Below are 20,638 nucleotides of genomic sequence, written 5' to 3'. Positions count from 1 at the left end.
CTTTATTTTTTAATGTCCTGCAAGGCAAAAACTTGTTGCAATAAACTTGACGTTCTTGAATTCAGGTTGGTTCTGATGTTTTTTTCTTCCACCGCAATCATTTTAAAAACGCCATCCATCGCTTTATTGGTTACATAATCCGTAATATCTGGATTTACTTTAGCTATGAAAGGTATTGCGTTGTATTTTTTGATTATGGAAGCCCAAACAACATCAGCACCCACAGCTCCAATCGATTCTTGCACCACAGGACTGAATTTTGCGTACAAATCCTTTGCCGTAGAACCCTGAAGATAGGTTGTTGCCGCATTTTCATTCCCAAGCAGAATGCTTTTCGCATCTGTAATGCTTATGTTTTTTATTGCATTGACAAAAATAGGAGTTGCTTCTTTTACCGCATCTTCTGCAGCGCGGTTTAGGGATTTTACTCCATCATCGGCCAAATTGCCCATTCCTAATTTTCTCAAAGTAGCATCCACTTTTTGCAATTCTTCCGGCATCAAAATTTTTACGGCCTCATTTTTGTAAAATCCATCCAATGCAGTCAGTTTTGAGACTTGCTCTGTGACCCCTTTATTTAAAGCCTCCTTCAATCCTGCGCTAATATCCAATGTGTTGGTAGCGGTAGTTACTTTTGTTATGGTTGTTTTTGTAACGGTAGGGGTTTTAACCTTCGGTTTTTTAGCTTTGCTTTTAACTTGGGCTATACCAATAATAGGAACTAAAAATAATAGTAGAAATAGTTTTTTCATGTGTGTTTTTTTTAAAGGTTTAACAAAGACTATACCGTTTTAAGAGAAAATCACCGTTTTGTTGCTGTATACCATCGTTTTTCTTTCCGCATGCAACTTGATGGCTCTTGACAAAACAATGCGCTCCAAGTCTTTTCCTTTCATAATGAAATCATCAATAGAATGGCTGTGCAAAACTCGAGTGGTATCTTGCTCAATAATTGGCCCCTCATCCAATCCCTCGGTTACATAATGGCTTGTGGCACCAATGATTTTTACCCCTCTTTTAAAAGCCGAATGGTACGGTTTTGCTCCCGGGAAAGCTGGTAAAAATGAATGATGGATATTGATGATTTTGTTTTTGTACAGCGCAATCAAATTGGGAGTGATTATCTGCATGTAACGCGCCAATACTATGAAATCAACCTGATATTTTAATAACAATTCAATGTGGTTTTTTTCTCCTTCTTCCTTGTTGTCCTTGGTAAAAGGGACATAGTGAAACGGAATGCCAAATCGCTTGGCTATTGGTTTTAAATCTTCGTGATTGCTTATGATTAAAGGGATTTCAAGAGGCAATTCGCCAGCGCTATAACGTCCTAAAATATCAAATAAACAGTGTTCGTATTTCGATACGAATAGTGCCATCTTTGATTTTTGTTCCTTATTATAGAGTTCCCACGACATCCTGAAATCATTGGCTATCGATTGCTGAAAATCAATTTTTATCGCTTCAACATTCCAGTTTTCATTCTTCAGTTCGCATTCTAAACGCATAAAAAATACATTTTGGTCCACATCAACATGTTGGTCAATATAAGTAATGTTTCCTTCTACTTTTAAAATGAAATTGGTCACTGCGGCAATAATTCCTTTTTGGTCTTCACAGTGTATGAGTATGGTAATGTTTCGCATGATGTTTTTTTTAGGAGCAATTTCCCGCTTTCCATTACAATCTTTTACTTTTAAAGAAAAAAGTAAAAGGATTTTCATTACAATCGGGGCTAGGCAGTCGTTTTTTATATTTTCCCCAAAATTAATCTTATTTTTTGTAAAAGAAAACTAGGGTTGTGAATTTTGTGTTTTATCTAACTTTAAACGATGATTTTTTTTTAATTTCCGTAAATTGCACCCACAAATTATCACATTCATCAATGGAACCAGTAAAGCCCTATATCCCTATTCATAAAGTCAGAATTGTAACCGCTGCATCCCTTTTTGACGGCCATGATGCAGCCATAAACATCATGCGCAGAATTATTCAATCTACCGGAGTCGAAGTGATTCATCTGGGACATGACCGGAGTGTGGAGGAAGTGGTAAATACCGCAATTCAAGAAGATGCTAATGCCATTGCAATGACTTCCTACCAAGGCGGGCATAATGAATATTTCAAATACATGCACGATTTGCTTAAGGAAAAAGGAGCAGGGCACATCAAGATTTTTGGCGGCGGGGGCGGCGTAATCCTTCCTTCCGAAATTGCCGAATTGCAAGCCTACGGAATTACTAGGATTTATTCTCCTGATGACGGCCGTGCCATGGGATTGCAGGGAATGATTAATGATTTGGTGCAAAAATCCGATTATGCTATTGGTGATAAACTCAATGGAGAACTCCATCATTTGGAAGATAAAAATCCGACAGCAATTGCACGATTAATTTCCTCTGCTGAAAACTTTCCTGAAGTTGCCAAGCCCGTTTTTGAACAGATTCGCCAAAAAAATAAAGATTGCAAAACGCCCGTTCTCGGAATTACAGGAACTGGAGGCTCCGGGAAATCATCTTTAGTGGATGAGTTGGTTCGCCGTTTTTTAATCGATTTTCCAACCAAAACTATCGGATTAATCTCAGTCGATCCATCAAAACGTAAAACGGGTGGTGCCTTGCTTGGCGACAGAATTCGCATGAATGCCATCAATAATCCTAGAGTTTATATGCGTTCTTTGGCAACACGCCAATCCAATTTGGCTTTATCCAAATATGTTGCCGATGCTATTCAGGTATTGAAGGCGGCAAAATACGACATCATCATCCTCGAAACTTCCGGAATCGGGCAATCCGATACCGAAATCATGGATCATTCCGATGTTTCACTTTACGTGATGACGCCTGAATTTGGTGCAGCAACCCAATTGGAAAAAATCGACATGTTGGATTTTGCCGATTTAGTCGCGCTTAACAAATTTGATAAACGAGGAGCACTCGATGCCATTCGCGATGTCAAAAAACAGTACCAACGCAACAATAATCTTTGGGATGTAAATCTGGAGGATATGCCTGTTTTTGGAACCATTGCATCGCAATTCAATGATCCCGGAATGAATACGCTCTACAAAGCGATTATGGATAAAATCGTCGAGAAAACAGATTCCGATTTAAAATCGACGTTCCAAATCACTCGCGAAATGAGCGAAAAAATATTCGTCATTCCGCCACACAGAACCCGTTATCTATCCGAAATCGCAGAAAATAACAGAAAATACGACACTACGGCACTTTCACAAGTGGAAGTAGCCCAAAAATTATACGGGATTTTTAAAACCATCGAATCGGTAGCCAAGAAAATTCCCGAATTGAACAAGGCAGGAATTAATGATAATTCCGTTTTACCAAGTGCTTTAGAATCTGAAAAACCGGGTGCAGCCGAGGATAAAATCTTTTTAAACCTCTTGCTGAACCAGTTTGATAAAGTAAAAATGAACCTCGATCCCTACAATTGGGAAATCATTTTAACTTGGGCGGAAAAAGTGAATAAATATAAAAATCCGTTTTACACCTTTAAAGTCCGCGATAAAGAAATCAAAATTGCAACCCATACCGAGAGTTTGTCGCATTCCCAAATCCCAAAAATAGCGTTGCCCAAATATCAGGCTTGGGGCGATATTTTGCGTTGGAACTTGCAGGAAAATGTCCCGGGTAAATTTCCTTTTACCTCGGGTTTGTATCCGTTTAAAAGGGAAGGGGAAGACCCATCACGCATGTTTGCGGGTGAAGGCGGGCCGGAGCGAACCAACAAACGTTTTCATTATGTGAGTGCGGGATTGCCGGCAAAACGACTTTCCACTGCTTTTGACAGCGTGACTTTATACGGAAACGATCCCCATGTCCGTCCCGATATTTATGGGAAAATTGGAAATGCGGGAGTTTCCATTTGCTGTTTGGACGATGCCAAAAAACTGTATTCGGGTTTCGATTTGGTTCATGCCATGACCTCGGTGAGTATGACGATAAATGGGCCTGCTCCCATGTTGTTGGGCTTTTTCATGAATGCGGCCATCGATCAGCAATGCGAACATTACATCAAAGAAAACAATCTGGAAGAGGAAGTTGCCGAAAAAATCAACGAAATCTACAAGAAAAAAGGAACGGAACGGCCGCATTATCAAGGCGATTTACCCGACGGAAACAATGGCTTGGGATTATTCCTTTTGGGAGTGACCGGTGACCAAGTTTTACCATTAAATATTTATAACGAAATCAAAGTAAGGACATTATCCCAAGTTCGAGGTACCGTTCAAGCCGATATCTTAAAAGAAGACCAGGCACAAAATACCTGTATTTTCTCCACCGAATTTGCTTTGCGATTGATGGGCGACGTGCAGGAATATTTTATCAAAGAAAACGTGAGGAACTTTTATTCGGTTTCCATTTCGGGCTACCATATCGCCGAAGCAGGGGCAAACCCTATTACGCAATTGGCATTCACGCTTTCCAATGGGTTTACGTATGTGGAATATTATTTGAGCCGAGGCATGAATATCAACGATTTTGGGCCTAATTTATCGTTCTTTTTCTCTAACGGAATTGATCCGGAATATGCCGTGATTGGTCGTGTGGCGCGCAAGATTTGGGCGAAAGCCATGAAAAACAAATACGGAGCCAACGAAAGGGCGCAAATGTTGAAATACCATATTCAAACTTCCGGACGTTCCTTACACGCACAGGAAATTGACTTTAACGATATTCGTACTACTTTGCAAGCCTTATATGCCATTTACGACAACTGCAATTCCTTGCATACCAATGCATACGATGAAGCGATTACCACGCCAACGGAAGAAAGTGTACGCCGTGCGATGGCAATTCAATTAATCATTAATAAAGAATTAGGGTTGGCGAAAAACGAAAACCCAATACAGGGTTCGTTTATCATCGAAGAATTGACGGATTTGGTGGAAGCCGCGGTTTTAGAGGAATTTGATAGAATCACCGAACGTGGTGGCGTGCTTGGCGCGATGGAAACCATGTACCAACGCTCTAAAATTCAGGAGGAAAGTTTGTATTATGAAACCTTGAAACATACGGGTGAATTCCCGATTATTGGCGTGAATACGTTCTTGAGCTCTAAAGGTTCTCCAACGGTAATTCCTGCCGAAGTGATTCGTGCCACCGAAGAAGAAAAACAATACCAAATTGATATGTTGTACCATTTGCACCAATCCAATCAGGATATTGTAAACGAACAATTGAATAACTTGCAGGAAGCCGCCATCAAAAACCAAAATTTATTCGAGCACTTGATGGATGCGACTAAGGTTTGCTCTTTGGGGCAAATTACCAGTGCGTTGTTTGAAGTGGGAGGGCAGTATAGACGGAATATGTAAGCAGAGAACCACTTTTTACAAAGCAAAAAGTGTGTGAATCGCTTATCCCGCTTTTTAGCGGGATTGCAGAGAAAACAAGTGAATTGCTTATCCCGCTTTTTAGTGGGGCAAGAAGTCTAACCGCAGGAGCGAGATTTTTTTTGACAGAGAACTCCTTTTTTTGCAAACGGTTGTAAATCTATTTTATGGTTTGTGTAAAGAGGTAAATTTTTATAGGACAAGATAGAGGGAGATTGTCGTGCTTGACAGTATTACACCCCTAATAACGTGACTTATTACAAGTTTAAAGTGAAATTTTAATTTAGTATTAATACCTCAATGTTACAAGACTTTTCCAACAAAGTACGATTTATTTATCTTCCTTTTTTAGCAACAATTATTGGGTTTATTGTAACCTATTCCTTTTTGAATTGGCTATTGGTCATCAAACTAGAGTGGTTAGAAGTAAATGAACAGATTATTGAGTTTTTTGCGCCTTTAGTTTTAGCTTTTGGAGTGGTCTATCTGCTATTGAGACCCAGGATAAAGTTATTGCAATTTAAGAAAGATAATGGTGCTACATTTTTATATATGATTGTTGGATTTGCAATAGCTATTCCCACTATTATAGTTCAGAAATATCTTGCTACTGCCACCGGAACGCTGACGGAATTAGAGCATATTTATGAACTGGAAAGCCATCCCAGAACTAAATACTACAATCTGAAACGGTTTTATTTTTATAGCTCTGAATCGAGTTTTACCCGCAAGGTAAATGTCAGTGGGAAACATCATAGGGATTTAAATTTTGCTCTATACTGTGTGCAACCTATCCTAAAGACTGCCAAAGATACCGTAAAAGAAGGTTGCCACTACTGGTTATGTAAGAAGTATCATTACCAAGTACGTAATAGCCTAAGTCATGATGTGAAGGAAAGAGCCTTTGATGACTTTATACAAAAAAGCGAAAGTGATTTCAGGTCAACCTACTTTGGCGATTTCAGTTATTTGGAACACATTGGGATTACAAATGATGCCAAAATGTATAAGAAAGCATTGCAATATAACGTGTTAGTAAGTGACGGAAGTGATGTTTTGCTGGAAACGTGTTATGGCAAATTTGAGAATAGAAATGAAGGCACCTTGGGTTGGATTTTTAAGTCTTTAGCTATTGGAGTGTTGGTTTTTCTTTTATTATTACTTTGCTATAAATTTAAGTCGGAAAACACCTCAAGTCTTTTGAAAATCAATAAAAAGAGAAAAGGTTGGAGAGAAACTTTTGAGCTATTAATACCCAGAAAAGATTATTTCATGACTCCGATACTCATAGATTTGAATCTTTTAGTCTATCTCATCATGGTAATGTGTGGATTAGGTTTTTTTTCCTTTGAGGGTGAAGATTTGTACCGATGGGGTGCAGTACACCGATCGTCGGTACTACATGGTGAATGGTGGCGATTATTGACTTGTATCTTTTTGCATGGCAACTTAATGCATATCTTAAATAATCTTTTGAGTTTGTATTTTGTGAGTTTCTTTTTAGAGCCTATATTAGGGAGATGGTGTTATCTGTTTGTATATATTATTTGTGGTTTATGTGCTTCCCTGACGAGTATTTATTGGCATAAAAACGGAATAAGTGTTGGTGCTTCAGGTGCTGTTTTTGGGTTGTTCGGTTTTATGCTTGCCTTAATTGTAATGAAGGTATTTGAACCTGCTCTAAATAGAACGTTTTTCATTATTACATCAGTTTTTGTTGGCTATAACCTGCTCATGGGGTTGGCTGGAGGTGTCGATAATGCTGCACATATAGGGGGGGTATTGGGAGGTTTTGTTATCGGTTTAATATTTTCAGAAAGAATACAGGAAGAGATTGAAGAAAGAAATAAGAATAAATAGATTTTGTTTCCTCCACTAGTCCGAGCATTAGCAAATAAAATCAATTCAAATATCAAAACCTTTCAGAAATGGAAGGTTTTTTTGTTGAAAAGAATATTTTATGTTTTTAAACGATGCTGTATTAATTGTTATTTTAGCAAAAATAGGAAATAAACTAAACTGCTTTATGCTTTTTAGGTCTGTTTATAGTTGATATTGTCCCAATTGTGGGGAATTACCGTTTAAATGATTTTAAAAATAAATGGGGAGTTAAATACTCGAATAATAAGCATATCAAAGATGAAATTCGTCAATAATTACAATTTTTAAGGGATAAAGGATTAATAGAATTTAACGGTAGAGGAAATTATAAAAAATTGATTTATGAAAAAATTTATATTTATTTCACCTGTGGGAGAGGCGGATGTCCCAAATGAATTATATGAAGTAAATGATATGAGAGTAATTGGAATTGTAGAAAATGTAGAAAATGAGGACGAGGCATTAAAAAAACTTTTAATTGAAAACCAGTGGATATTTGAGGCAGAGTTTAATGCTGCAGAATTTATTGTTTATGAAATAAAATAATCCAGTTAGGGATTTAATTTTGGTAGTAAAAACAATATTGTTAATCAATAAAGTCCCGTAGGGACGATATAAAAAGGCAAACGACTACACACAAATCCACATTCCATATGCTCCCAACCCTAAAAACCTTCCCAACCACCAAACTCATAGGCAAAAACCTAACTTTTACCTACGCTAAGTATCGTGCTTTTGAATTGTGGAATGGTTTTATGCCGAGGAGAAAGGAAATTCAAAACACCATCGGAACGGAATTATACAACGTACAAATCAACCCAATCGGGTTTGATTTTGGACCAAATGAACCTTTTGTAAAATGGGCTGCTGTTGCCGTTTCAACTTTCGATTTCGTTCCGGAAGGCATGGAAACGTTAGAAATTCCGGAAGGATTGTACGCCGTTTTTAATTACAAAGGCACTGCGGCAGATGCACCACCTTTTTTTAGGTACATTTATACAGAATGGTTGCCCAATTCCGAGTACGAATTAGACAACCGCCCGCATTTTGAAATATTGGGTGAAAAGTACAAAAACAACGACCCGACTTCAGAAGAAGAAATTTGGATTCCGGTAAGGAAAAAGCCATAAGCCAATGAATAAAAGCGTAATTTATTTATTATTTCTTTTGGGTTGTTTTTCATTGCAATCTCAGGCGCAGGTTTTGGGCTGTACGGATGCTTTGGCTATGAACTACAATCCTTTGGCAACCTTTAACGATGGGAGTTGCGTGTATGAAAGTAAATCCATACGACCTGAATTTTCCGTTGTTTTGGATAACCAATTGCATGAAACTTCGGGTTTGGTAAAATGGAATCATTTTTTGTGGACTCATAATGACGACACCGATACCAATTTATATGCAATAGACACGATTTCAGGAGCAATCCTGAAAACCTTCCATCTCAATAAAGTGCTCAATAAAGATTGGGAAGAGATTGCGCAGGATAGTGCTTATCTGTATGTGGGGGATTTTGGTAACAATTACAAAGGCAATCGGAAGGATTTACACGTGTTGCGAATCGAAAAAAATTCCCTGCTTTTGAACCAGCCCAAGATAGATACGATTGCTTTCAATTATTCCAATCAAATGGAGGTGGAACCCAAAAATTCCAATAGTACCGATTTTGACTGCGAAGCGTTCGTGGTAACCAAGGACAGCATTTATCTGTTTACAAAACAATGGGAATCAAAAATGACCAGCGTATATTCCCTGCCCAAAACACCGGGAAATTATGTGGCAAATTACAAAACCACATTCGATGTTAAGGGTTTGATTACTGGAGCAACCTTTGTTGAAGATAAAAAATTAGTGGTTTTATGCGGTTATAATATGAAGTTGCATCCTTTTGTTTGGCTTTTGTATGATTTTAAAACCAACGATTTCTTTTCGGGCAACAAAAGAAAAATCAAGTTAAGGCTGCCTTTTCATCAAATAGAAGGCATTGCCACGAGCGATGGTTTGCACTATTATTTAAGTAATGAAAATTTTTCCAGAAAACCTATTGTTTCAAGCCCGCAAAAGTTGCATTTGTTCCATTTAGGAAATTTTTTGAAACCCTATCTTGCTGGACAAAAGGCACAGAAGTGATGCTAAAAAAAACAGCTCGAAATGGAGCTGTTTTACTATTGATGTTATCCACTAATAATTTAATTTACCTTGAAGCTAAATCTGTTGTAACTTTAGTTTTTGGAGGTTGACGCTTGCTGGAATAATTAGCAGGATATTTTAGTTTATGCTCATTTAATAGTAAATATGGCTCATCACCGGTATATCCTTTTAGCATCACATAAGTTCCATTGTTGATGGAATATCCTCTATAATTTGGTGCAATACTTTCTGATGTAACCCAAGCTCCATCTTCTTGGTAAATATACAAACCTGCTTTTGTGTCAAAATAAGCTTGAAGATTAGGGAAGTAATAATATCTAACTTCCGTATAGTTTGATGGATCCGTTTTTTTGATTTCATTCGGAGAAAATGAAATGGCTACTTTGTTCTTTCCTTTTGAAGAAAGTGGAAAATTATTATTCGCATGTGTTTGCGTAGTACTTATTACTACTAAAGCTACTGCTAAACTTAATTTTAAAATCTTTAACATATCGATGTCCTTTTATTTGACGGTGCAAAAGTACCATGTCAATATTGAAATGGATACGCCTTGTTTTTCCAATTTACGTGTTATTTTGTCATTGCGAAAACGCAATAGTTTCTTTAAAGATAATCAAGAATAGATATAAGGTAATATTACATATATCACTAAGGTGTTAAAAAAACGGAAACATCTATTATACTATTTTTTATGCTCATTCAAATCATAAGTATTTCTGTTTTTTTTTGCAGCATCAAATCAACAGCTGAAAAGGGTTGCTATATTCTTTTGGAAATATTCAAAAAAAAACAGCCCAAAGTTGAGCTGTTTTAAATAACAATCCGTTTTTTAAGAGATTTGACCCTGTTGGTTTTTATCTCAAAAGGAAATGCTGCTTTGTTTACAAGGTTGCTAGCGTACCGTTTTTACCATTTAACTCTTCTTTGTAAACCTCTGTGATTGCTTTTTTTGCTAAAGAAGCTAATTTATCAGTTACGATAATTTCGTATCTCACTTTTTTCACATTGTTTTCTACCTCTAAGAAATAAGTTCCTGACGGTAGTTCATCTAAGCTGTATGTTCTTAAGATGCCATTTTTTCCCGAAGCATTTTCAGAATAGATCAAATTATTATCTTTGTCATATACAGCCAAATTTATTTTTTTGATTCCGTTCAAAGAAAACCTAATTTCTTTTTCGCTTCCTTTTTTTACATAAAGTAAAAAATCACCTTCCCCTGCATAGGTTTGCATAGTAGTCATAACTACTACCAATACTAAACTTAATTTTAAAATCTTTTTCATAATTGTAGTCTTTAAATTAATAGTTATAATTTTATAGGACAAAACTAAAGCAATAGGATTAGCTTATTGAGGTCTATATTTTCTGATTTAGGTATTTTTTTATCCATTAAGACAATATTAACTTTGTTTAATGTTAATTAAGGATACATTTAAGGTAATTTCGAAATAAACGTAAAAAATAAAGCCTAAAAACACATTGATATTTCTATAAAAAGGATACAATAGTTGAAATTTTTTTCTTCATATTTATTAAATATCTATATTCAAGCATAAGGTTTATTTCTGTTCTATATAAGTGGTATACGAGAAACCACTCTAAGCGCATTTATGAAGTAGTATCAATAGAAATTTGTATTTGTTATTGAAATGAAAGAATGAAGATGGTCAAATTATCCAGAAAATAACGTTGAAGCAGGAATTTGATTAAAATAATTTTAGAGTTAAGATATAAAAAAAGGGTTTGACTTTTAATTAAAAGTCAAACCCGTTATTTTTAAATTCTCACACTTTTCTGAATAGTGTCTGAAAAAGCGCTGTCTAAATTTGGTTGTACAGATATAATTAGTACTTTGTTTCCCTTGGACAGTTTTTTGCTTGTTCTTGTAATGTCATTACAATAGATTTACCAAATTTTCTCATTGTAGCTTTTAATCTATTCACATTTTTCATAATTGTTGTTTTAAATTAGTAGTTATAATTTATGTCGCAAATTTAGGGTACGATTATCGGTTGGTGGAGGTCTGTGTTAACCAATATATATGTTATTTTATCTACACGAAAACGATATAGGTTAAATAATGGCAAATTTGAATATAATAGTCTTATTTTTACATCACTTAATCACTTGATATGAAGATACTAGCACCATCCCTGGAAATTATAACACCATCTTACGGAAGTTCCTTTTTCTTTTCTAAATATGTAGAAAATGCCAATATCAAATCCCATGTGTGGCATTACCATCCTGAAATAGAGTTGGTTTATGTTAATGGGGGATCTGGAAAACGACAAATAGGTAGTCATATCTCCTATTATACTGACGGTGACCTTATTCTTATAGGAAGTAATTTGCCGCATTGTGGGTTTACGAATGATCAAACAGGAAATAAAAATGAAACGGTAATTCAAATGAAACCTAATTTTTTAGGGCATGAATTCTTTGAAATGCCAGAGATGAAAAATATTCAGAATCTTTTTAGTCAGGCTAAAGGCGGAATCACCTTTACGGGTGAAACTAAAAAAATGATTGGAGGCTTGATTGATGCCATGGAAGAACAGTTGCCTTTTGAAAGGTTATTGACCATGTTAGATATCCTTAATGCGCTGGAACAGTCTAATGAATATACCATTTTAAATGCCGATGGATTCTCGATGGAATTGCAGGTTCAGGATAATGATCGAATTAATAGTATTTTTAATTATGTGAAAGACCATTTTCAAGAGCCCATTGCTTTAGAGGAAGTTTCAAGTCTAGTAAGCATGACATCCCCATCTTTTTGTAGGTATTTTAAAAAAATCACCAATAAAACTTTTACGACGTTTGTAAACGAATACCGTTTGGTTCACGCTTCTAAGCTTTTAGCGGAAAAACCTCTAAGTATTTCAGAAGTTTGTTACGAAAGTGGTTTTAATAATTTTAGCCATTTCAACAAATCATTTAAGGCTTATACCGGAAAAAGTGCTTCACAATACCGACAAGAATTGAAAACAATCATTAAGTAGCGTTTGAAAATTAGAATTCAAACCAAAAGTTTTTTCGATTCTATTTGGAACGTTTTTTTGGGATTATTATTCTTTTGGTTTGCTGAAAAATGTAGCTAAATTAGTAAAGGGATCCTGTTGTGATACTAATTCTTCGTCTTTATAAAATTCTATTTTATTCATAAATGAAGGGGCAAAATCCGGGTTAGTATCAATCGATGATTTTTTTTGGATTCTACTTACGGTTTTATTTTCCACATTAAAAAATGAAATGCATTCTTCAGATGTAATTCCTTGTAAATAGGGTTCTAAATCGGTTTTGCATTCTTGTAATTTTTGCATTATACCATCAATTATCGTTTGAGGAATTTCGATATTGATTTGGTTTTGAGTACTCATCTAATTGTTTTGTTTAAATTAACCCTGCAAAATTCCAACTATAAATCGATACAAGCATGGTTGTTTGATTTATTTTAACATTAAAATGATGTTACCAAATACGAATGTAAAGCATATAAAAAAACAAAATAACTTTAATTTAAGGTAGTCTTACTGTATATACTTCATTTAGCACATTGCAATATCAAGTAAAAATAAACTACTTAATTAATGTTTATTGCCAAACTCAAAGCACTCCTAAAATTAAAAAACCGACTGAAAAATTAATTTTCAATCGGTATTTTTTCACTTGCTTGAGTACTTTTTATTGAAGTATTATTTTTCCAATCCAGAGTTTTTCCCAATCCTCATCAAGCCCTATATAGGTGATGCTATTTTCTTTTGGGTCAAGTAATCTAGGGAAATCTCTTTTTAGGAAATATTTCCCATCACCAAGTGCTTTTACTGCTCCAAGAGTAGAATTTGACAATTCAATTTTAACGATTCGAGGGAAATAGAGCGGGTAAAAAGTAGTATAACCAGTATAAGCGTCCAGAAATGATTCATAACCTTTGAAACCTTTTATTTCCAAAAGTTCCCAATACAAGCTACGACCATCGGGGGAAGGGTAAAATTGTTGCTTCATATTAAATATTTCACTTTTCTTATCATTATTCATTTTACCAATACCATATTGTGCTTTTAAATTTCCGTTTTTGTCAAAATGAAAACAAAGAATGTCTTCATAAGAATCCATTGGATTTCCCATACCCATATTTACGGAACTGGTTAATTGCCCCGCTACCAGATAATCTTCAGAAGCAGTGACAAAAAAATTCTCTATGAAGAAATTTTTGCCTTTATATACGCTGGCTCCTTTGTCTCCAGGGGCTGTTTTGAATTTCGATTTGAATTCAGGTACAGCCGTGGTTGAAGCAAATGTCAGTTGGTTACCACTGAATTTTAGCAAATGAAAATTATCCATATCTTCATCTAGTGATTTTTTCCATTTCAAATATAATTTACTGTTTCCATCTGCACCAGCACCAGGATTATAGATTGAAGCATATTCATTAAATACTTCTTGGAAAGGATCTTTCGATTTGGTTGATGAGCCGAAGAAATATACATTTCCGTCTTTTTCATAAGCAGATGTTAGTAAAAGTGCTGATGCGGGGCTTTTAAATTCAATTTTATTTTTGATATTACCTTCAATATCAAATTGATAATAGACATAATTGGAAACGTTTAAAGCTCCTTTGTTTGGAGCAAACACCATGACAATATTTTCACTTGGCATTTGCTGACAAAACACAAGGGAGTAGGAGCCATTTAGATCAAGCATTTTTTCTTTTAATTCCAGTTTGTCGTTAATCATAAGAACAAGAAATTGGTCGGCCTGTTTTTTATCTTTCGATTCCATTTTAGCAAGTGCAAAAAGGTCATTTTTTGTGTCGTCAAAAGAGGAATAGGAAGCATAACCGTAATATACTTTTCCATTATCATTCCTTGGTTTTAAGGTTTCATCCGAAATTATTTTCTTAGTCATGTAAACCTGCTTTTCGTGATTCCATGTTTTTAAACGAACTATCTTGTTCAACTTAAGTTTCATGCTCAGTACGTCAAAAGAACTGGTGCCGCCAACATAGGCGCTAAAAGAGGTACGTTCAATATCTTCTTTCTGTTCTTTTCTTTCTTGAGTATCAGCAGCAGCATTAAATTTTAGATTTTTGTCAAAACTGTATTTTTCAAATGTCACGGCATCACTTTTTTTGTCCACCTTCATTTTAAAGGTAATGTCACTGTTTCCCGAATCATCCTTAGAAACATCGTACATATATCCTTTTTGGGCTTTTTTAGAAAGCGGTTCGACTGTTTCTTTAATTTCTTGGGCATTTGTGGTGCCGATAATGAAGAATAAGAATGAGATTCCAAGGTAGATAGTTTTCATTTTGTTTGATTTAAAATTGATAATCAAAGTTGAACTATTTTTAAAATAATAAAATACTACTTATGTAGTATTTTATAGATGATAAATTAATATATTTATTTTAGTCAAGATCTGAAAAAATGTTAATAATCAATATATATTATCGTATTTTTAGAGAATGATAAAAAAATACGTACTTATTTTAATTTTATTATACGGTTTATTTTGTTTTTCACAAACGGGTTTCGAGGCTGAAAATCTTATGAAGGCTGGTGTTGTGACGTATTCAAAGGGAAACTATCAGGAAGCGGTTGCGCTATTTCAGAAATGTGCTGTCCTTTCAAAAAAATCAGGGGATGACAAATTATTAGGCAAAGCCTATAATAATTTAGGCAATGTGTTTTCTAGAATTGGAAAATCAGAACAATCCCTTAAGAATTATTTTCTATCGTTGTCCATTTCAAAGCAATGTAGCGATAAACTAAATATTGCAAAAACATACAAAAACATTGGAGCTTTATATGAAGAACAAAGAGATTTTGGGAATGCAATGCAGTATTATGTTCGTTCTTTTGAACTTGCAAAGCAAATGAAAGATTTATTGCTTATGGCCGATTGTCAGAACAATATGGGAATAGTTTATGAACAGCAACTTAATTATCCCATGGCATTAACAATGTATAAAAATGCGTTTAAAATATACAAATCAAAAAACGATAAAGGAAAAATATCGATGGTTCTTAATAATTTAGCGATTGTATATAAATTTCTTAAGAATTATCCGCAGTCAATTAAGAATTATGAAGCGGCACTAGTGTTGTCTAAAAATTTAGACGACAAGTTCATGATTGCAGCCAATCAAAATAATCTAGGAAATGTTTATGCTTTAACTGGCAACTATTTAAAGTCACTTGAATTGTGCCAATTAGCGTATAAAAATGCAAAATTAATAAATGCACAAGAAATTATTATCGAGTCAAATTCGGGAATATCCACCGCTTATGAAAAACTAAATCAGTTTGCCAAGGCTATTGAATATAGGAAGCTCTATGAGCAAGAAAAAGACGCTTTTATAAACACGAATCGATCGGGTCAGCTTGCTGAGATACAAATCAAATATGAAACCAAATTGAAAGAGGAGGAAATAAAACTACTGTATCAGGAAAGAAAAATAAAAGATTTGAAAATTTCAGAACAAAATTTACAAATTTCAAGAAAGAATAATCAGATTACCGCATTTTTACTTTTGTTACTGGGTTTGACTATCATTGCTTATTTTTGGAAAAAAAATCAAAACTTAAAAAATCAGCTTATAAAAGAAAAAATAATTTGGGAAACAGAAGAGTATGAAAGACTACGGATAGCAAAAGATATTCATGATGATTTAGGGGCTGGTTTGTCTAAAATAAATTTTTTAAGTGAAATTATCTACCAAAAAACGGAATGCTTTCCGGACATTAGGTGCAATAGCGAAGCAGTCAAAGAAACGGCCCAAAAAATGATCGAAAATATGCGTGATTTGATATGGGCTTTGAACCCGGATAATACAACTTTAGGGAATTCTCTCGCGCGCATACGAGAATATTCTACGGATTATTTAGAAGATTTTTCTATTGATATAAAATATACGATTCCAGATAATATACCGCAAACAGCAATCCGCAAGGAAAGCCACCGAGAATTATTTATGGTAATAAAAGAAGCATTAAACAATATTTCCAAGCATTCGAAAGCTACCCAAGTGTTTTTTGATGTTAGTCTAACAGAGGAGTACTTATGTATCACCATCAGGGATAATGGTGTTGGTCATGAGGGAAATGGAAAAGGAAATGGATTGCGGAATATGCAGAGTCGCATCGTTAAAATAGGTGGTATGTTTAATATTACTAGTAAAAAAGATGAAGGTACAGAGGTTCGTATTTTGGTTTCTCTTCAAAAAATATTAGAAATATAGCAGGAGTTCCATTTTTTACAAAAAACCACTTAGGTTGTATTTCTAATTTTTTATAAATTAATTTTGGAATGATGAGAATAAATGTAGGAATTGTTGAAGATGAAAGGCAAATTAGGGAAGGATTTGTTGCATTTATAAATGGGAGCGAGGGGTTTAGTTGTCTGCATGCTTTTGAAACAGCAGAAGAAGCCATTCATGCGATTCCGTCTTTAGATCTAGACGTAGTATTAATGGATATTCATCTTCCAGGCAAGAGCGGAATTGAATGTGTTGCTGAATTAATGTCTAAAGCGAATGGTGTCCGATTTATCATGTGCACTTCATTTGAAGATACCGATTTCGTTTTTAAGGCCCTCAAGGCTGGTGCGACAGGCTATTTGACAAAAACTACCTCTATGTCAAAAATGTTAGATGCCATTGTAGAAGTATACCAAGGCGGGTCTCCCATGAGTAGCCATATTGCCCGTAAAGTTGTAACTTCATTTCATACTCAAAATAAGGAGAATTGTGAATTACGAAAACTTTCTGAACGCGAAAAAGAAATTCTAAATTTGTTATCGCAAGGATTACGATACAAAGAAATTGCTGATAAATTATTTTTAAGTACGGAGACAGTGAGAACCCATATTCGAAATATTTACGAAAAACTACAAGTAAATTCAAGAACAGAAGCTTTAAATAAGACATTCACTAAATAATATAAAGTTTTTCCGCTTTTTATAAAATTACTACTTTTTGGTTATTGTCAGTAAAATCTTGACTATTATATTTACCTGATAAAAATAGCCCTAAGAAGCACAAAAATTACTAACCAATAAATAACGTTTTATGAAAATTTTTAACAAAACAATCGCTTTACTTGTTTTTTTTACTGGATTCCTTTTTTTTACTTCTTCTTGTTCAAAGGATGAAAAAACACCTGATCCAGTTTACACTTGTTTGACCTGCAAAACTACTCCAGAAGCCCTGGCCGTTAATGACGTAAGCGTAAAGGGGATTTATAAAGGAATCGTAGTGGGGTCTACCGGTACAATTGCCATTAATATACAAAACGGTAGCAATACGATTACCGCCACAATGGTTTTGGATGGAGTTAGTGTAGCATTAACATCAAATGTAAGTATCGTTGACGGTCAATCATATGTTGCTCCTTTTACAGGAACTTTTAATGGAAGTCCAATAACCATGACTTTCTCAGTAGGGTTGGGAGGTTCTACTCCTGTAATTGTATCCTCAAGTATTCCAGGACATCCAAATGCGGTTTTCAATTTATATAAAGAGACTTCAACATCTTTGATTGAAGCCTTTGAGGGGACCTATTCTAAAACGGGAGAATCAGGAACTTTTAATATCTTACTTTCTAAGGGAATAGGGAAATGGGGTGGAATTGTGAAAAAGGGTACTGATTCTGTTACGGGAGAAATAAAAGGGACTTATTCCACAAGCAATCAAATTATCGATGAAAACGGAACAGTCGTTGGTGTCGTTGCTGGAGATGTACTGCATGGATCTTTTCTTGATGGAAATAACAATACAGTTACAACAAATGGACATCGTACATTATAATTGTTTATCAATATCTTAAAAGCTAAAAAAGCTGTCCAGATTTTTTTGGACAGCTTTTTACTTTTTGACAAAGGGTCATTTACAGTTTTTCCAATTTCAAATATCCAATATGCAATAGGTCTTCTTCAAGAATAATATCGCTTTTTGAAATTTTCAACTCATATTTTTCTTTTAGATTTAAAGACAAAATATCTTTTACGCTATAGATTTCATCAACATCAACGCCATATTTGTCATCAATATGAGAAGTGGCCCCTTTAAACCCAAAATGTTTGTAAAATGAAGTGGTCTTGGCCTTTTTTGAAGCTTCCGCTAAAGTGTCTCCAACTGCGAGTATTTTATAATGGTACTCTTCAAATTCATTTTCTTTGTACCCACCAAGGTTTATGAAAAATAGTTGCGTACTATTTGCGGGAGCAGTATTTCTGGGGACAATTTCAATTTTATGATTGGTAACGGCAGTAACTTCCCGCCAAGAATCAACATGGATTTTACCTTTGGCTTCCGGCCAAGAAGCTTTCATTTCTGGGATTAATTCTGCTAAAGAATTCCCAATACCAAAAAAAATATCGTGTTGTTCCGTAAAGCGACCTTTGGGTCTACAACCCAATAATATCATATATAGTTTCATTGTCTTTGTTATTTTAATGTCATTTTACACTACTCTTCTTATAGTATAATAGGTAATGCTATTAAATTTTTTCAGCTCCTTTCTCGTATACAAACATAATAAATATTAATTTCATTAAAATTCAGTTAAATTGATATTTTGGTTTGATTTTTGGGATACTTTTATAAATCATTAAATAAAATTAGTAGTTATGAAAAAGATAGTTGCATTGTTAGCGGTTGTTGTATTGACAGTATTCTCAAGTTGCGAAGGGCCTCAAGGGATGCCCGGTGCAAACGGACAAAATGGTTATAGTGCGGAAAGCGAAGTTTTTGAACTCAAAAATATAAATTTCGGATATGATGCAAATAAAGGATATAACATTTACCAGACTTTAAATCCTCAAATTTATGCGTCAGACAACATCTTAATTTATAGACTTTCAGGGACGATTGACGCATCAACACCAATTTGGCAATTAATTCCCAGAACCTTATTCCTGTCTCAAGGAGAATTGGATTATGACTATGATTTTAGCAAGGAAGACTTTACCATTTACGCTGGGGGTACTTATGATTTATCCCAAACTCCTACTTACATACAAAGTCAAACCTTCAGGATTGTGATTGTACCGGGTTATTTTTCTGGAAAAAGCACAAGAAAAGTAGATTTAAACGATTATGATGCAGTAATAAAAGCATACAACATTAATGATACACAAGTAAAAGTACTGAACTAAAAAATACATTATTTCGATAATCAAAGGGGGCTAATTTATTTTCGGCTCCTTTTTTATTTAGAATTTATTAGGCATTATTTTTTAATCTTTTTCTTTTCCATCCATTTTTAATGAAACTATAATCCCAACGATTAGTGATAAGGCAATAAACGTTAACGAAACCCATTCCGGTATTTCGATAAAATCCCGCAGTACCATTTTTAATCCAACGAAACTCAGGATTGAGATTAAACTGAATTCCAAATAACTGAATTTTTCCAACATATTCGCTAAAAAGAAATACATGGAACGCAAGCCTAAAATGGCGAAAATATTAGAGCTGAATACTAAAAACGGGTCGGATGTAATCGCTAATATTGCCGGAACACTATCAACGGCAAATACCACATCCATCACTTCGATTACAACTAACGCTACAAATAGAGTGGTGGCAAATGTTTTGGAATCTATTTTTATAAAAAAATGTTCTTTATCGGTTTGATGTGAGATTGGGATTATTTTGCCTAATGTCCTATATACAATAGATTTTTTTGGATTGAATTCTTCTCCATCATTGATAAATAGCATTTTTAAAGCCGTAAAAATCAAAAAAGCCCCAAAAAGGTAGTTAGTCCAACTGAATTTGTTTATCAAAAGAACACCAAAGTAAATCATCAATCCCCTAAAAATGATAGCCCCTAAAATCCCCCAAAATAAAACACGATGCTGGTATTTTTTTGGTATTTTGAACGATGAAAATATGATAGCAATCACAAAAATATTGTCAACGCTTAAAGACAATTCAATCAAATAGCCCGTGATGTATTTAATCATGGCTGTAGTCGGTTTTAATCCATCAGGATTTGTAACATAACTAGTGCTGTACAACCAATAAATAACACCTGAAAACGCAAAGGACATAGAAACCCAAATGGCAGTCCATTTGCTGGCCTCTTTTGTGCTAATAACATGTGGTGTCTTGTTGAATACGCCCAAATCCAAGGCAAGAAATATAAAAACACCTAATAAAAAGCAAATCCAGACCATCATATCGTTGTTATTTTTGTAGGTTGCAAAGATACTTTTTGATCTTTGAACTTCGGACTATAT

18 protein-coding genes and 1 pseudogene are annotated in these 20,638 nt (G+C 34.6%); 11 read left to right on the top strand and 8 right to left on the bottom strand.

What is annotated here, in order from left to right; translation table 11 throughout:
* Positions 1–2: 2 nt before the first annotated feature.
* Together DB895_RS01685 and purU are read right to left on the bottom strand one after the other, a co-directional pair.
* Positions 3–752 carry a DUF4197 domain-containing protein gene (locus DB895_RS01685; protein ID WP_116723599.1) on the bottom strand — a complete coding sequence of 250 codons (750 nt, stop codon included), beginning with the start codon at positions 750–752 and terminating at the stop codon, positions 3–5.
* 39 nt (positions 753–791) lie between these two features.
* A complete protein-coding gene (purU, locus tag DB895_RS01680) occupies positions 792–1,646 on the bottom strand; it encodes a formyltetrahydrofolate deformylase (protein WP_116723661.1) in 855 nt (284 codons plus the stop codon).
* A gap of 239 nt (positions 1,647–1,885) precedes the next feature.
* On the opposite strand from purU, the gene DB895_RS01675 reads away from it, so the two are divergent.
* The 6 genes and pseudogenes from DB895_RS01675 to DB895_RS01655 all read left to right on the top strand — a co-directional run bounded on the left by DB895_RS01675 (position 1,886) and on the right by DB895_RS01655 (position 9,367).
* Entirely contained in the window at positions 1,886–5,338 is a 3,453-nt protein-coding gene (locus tag DB895_RS01675) for a methylmalonyl-CoA mutase family protein (RefSeq protein ID WP_116723660.1), read from the top strand.
* A 318-nt stretch (positions 5,339–5,656) separates the two neighbouring features.
* Positions 5,657–7,216, top strand: a complete 1,560-nt coding sequence (locus DB895_RS01670) for a rhomboid family intramembrane serine protease (protein WP_116723598.1) — start codon at positions 5,657–5,659, stop codon at positions 7,214–7,216.
* 299 nt (positions 7,217–7,515) lie between these two features.
* Positions 7,516–7,632 (top strand): annotated as a pseudogene (locus DB895_RS14515) (hypothetical protein); the annotation flags it as partial.
* On the top strand, positions 7,580–7,783 hold the full coding sequence (locus DB895_RS01665) for a hypothetical protein (RefSeq protein ID WP_116723597.1): 204 nt from the start codon (positions 7,580–7,582) through the stop codon (positions 7,781–7,783). The pseudogene DB895_RS14515 and the gene DB895_RS01665, both read left to right, overlap by 53 nt.
* Before the next feature lie 107 nt (positions 7,784–7,890).
* Complete coding sequence (locus tag DB895_RS01660; protein ID WP_116723596.1) at positions 7,891–8,367, top strand: GyrI-like domain-containing protein; 477 nt, start codon at positions 7,891–7,893, stop codon at positions 8,365–8,367.
* 4 nt (positions 8,368–8,371) lie between these two features.
* Positions 8,372–9,367, top strand: a complete 996-nt coding sequence (locus tag DB895_RS01655; RefSeq protein ID WP_116723595.1) for a T9SS C-terminal target domain-containing protein — start codon at positions 8,372–8,374, stop codon at positions 9,365–9,367.
* A 64-nt stretch (positions 9,368–9,431) separates the two neighbouring features.
* Here the strand turns inward: DB895_RS01655 and DB895_RS01650 are convergent, their stop codons facing one another.
* Positions 9,432–9,878, bottom strand: coding sequence for a hypothetical protein (locus DB895_RS01650; protein WP_116723594.1), 447 nt, complete (start codon positions 9,876–9,878; stop codon positions 9,432–9,434).
* A 391-nt stretch (positions 9,879–10,269) separates the two neighbouring features.
* Complete coding sequence (locus DB895_RS01645) at positions 10,270–10,671, bottom strand: secretion protein (RefSeq protein WP_116723593.1); 402 nt, start codon at positions 10,669–10,671, stop codon at positions 10,270–10,272.
* A gap of 849 nt (positions 10,672–11,520) precedes the next feature.
* Here DB895_RS01645 and DB895_RS01640 point away from each other — a divergent pair.
* Positions 11,521–12,393, top strand: a complete 873-nt coding sequence (locus tag DB895_RS01640) for an AraC family transcriptional regulator (RefSeq protein ID WP_116723592.1) — start codon at positions 11,521–11,523, stop codon at positions 12,391–12,393.
* A 66-nt stretch (positions 12,394–12,459) separates the two neighbouring features.
* On the opposite strand, the gene DB895_RS01635 is transcribed toward DB895_RS01640, so the two are convergent.
* Complete coding sequence (locus DB895_RS01635; protein ID WP_116723591.1) at positions 12,460–12,771, bottom strand: hypothetical protein; 312 nt, start codon at positions 12,769–12,771, stop codon at positions 12,460–12,462.
* 304 nt (positions 12,772–13,075) lie between these two features.
* Entirely contained in the window at positions 13,076–14,701 is a 1,626-nt protein-coding gene (locus DB895_RS01630) for a hypothetical protein (protein WP_116723590.1), read from the bottom strand.
* 157 nt (positions 14,702–14,858) lie between these two features.
* Between DB895_RS01630 and DB895_RS01625 the strand changes: the two genes are divergently transcribed.
* From DB895_RS01625 to DB895_RS01615, 3 genes are all read left to right on the top strand, one after another.
* Positions 14,859–16,634: a tetratricopeptide repeat-containing sensor histidine kinase gene (locus DB895_RS01625; protein ID WP_116723589.1), complete on the top strand. Its 1,776-nt coding sequence runs from the start codon at positions 14,859–14,861 to the stop codon at positions 16,632–16,634.
* A 71-nt stretch (positions 16,635–16,705) separates the two neighbouring features.
* On the top strand, positions 16,706–17,332 hold the full coding sequence (locus DB895_RS01620) for a response regulator transcription factor (protein ID WP_116723588.1): 627 nt from the start codon (positions 16,706–16,708) through the stop codon (positions 17,330–17,332).
* Between the two features lie 130 nt (positions 17,333–17,462).
* Positions 17,463–18,200, top strand: coding sequence for a hypothetical protein (locus DB895_RS01615; RefSeq protein WP_116723587.1), 738 nt, complete (start codon positions 17,463–17,465; stop codon positions 18,198–18,200).
* Positions 18,201–18,279: 79 nt separating this feature from the next.
* On the opposite strand, the gene DB895_RS01610 is transcribed toward DB895_RS01615, so the two are convergent.
* Positions 18,280–18,831 (bottom strand): DUF1543 domain-containing protein, encoded by a 552-nt coding sequence (locus DB895_RS01610; RefSeq protein WP_243694610.1) that lies wholly within the window; start codon positions 18,829–18,831, stop codon positions 18,280–18,282.
* Between the two features lie 190 nt (positions 18,832–19,021).
* Between DB895_RS01610 and DB895_RS01605 the strand changes: the two genes are divergently transcribed.
* Entirely contained in the window at positions 19,022–19,549 is a 528-nt protein-coding gene (locus tag DB895_RS01605) for a hypothetical protein (protein WP_116723585.1), read from the top strand.
* Positions 19,550–19,630: 81 nt separating this feature from the next.
* On the opposite strand, the gene DB895_RS01600 is transcribed toward DB895_RS01605, so the two are convergent.
* Positions 19,631–20,578, bottom strand: coding sequence for a TerC family protein (locus DB895_RS01600; RefSeq protein WP_116723584.1), 948 nt, complete (start codon positions 20,576–20,578; stop codon positions 19,631–19,633).
* Between the last annotated feature and the right edge of the window lie 60 nt (positions 20,579–20,638).

The sequence above is a fragment of the Flavobacterium psychrotolerans genome, from assembly GCF_003097635.1.
In the GTDB taxonomy this organism is placed as follows: Bacteria; Bacteroidota; Bacteroidia; order Flavobacteriales; family Flavobacteriaceae; genus Flavobacterium; species Flavobacterium psychrotolerans.
The sequence above is the reverse complement of the archived record's forward strand: the minus strand, read 5'-3'. Positions and strand labels throughout refer to the sequence as shown.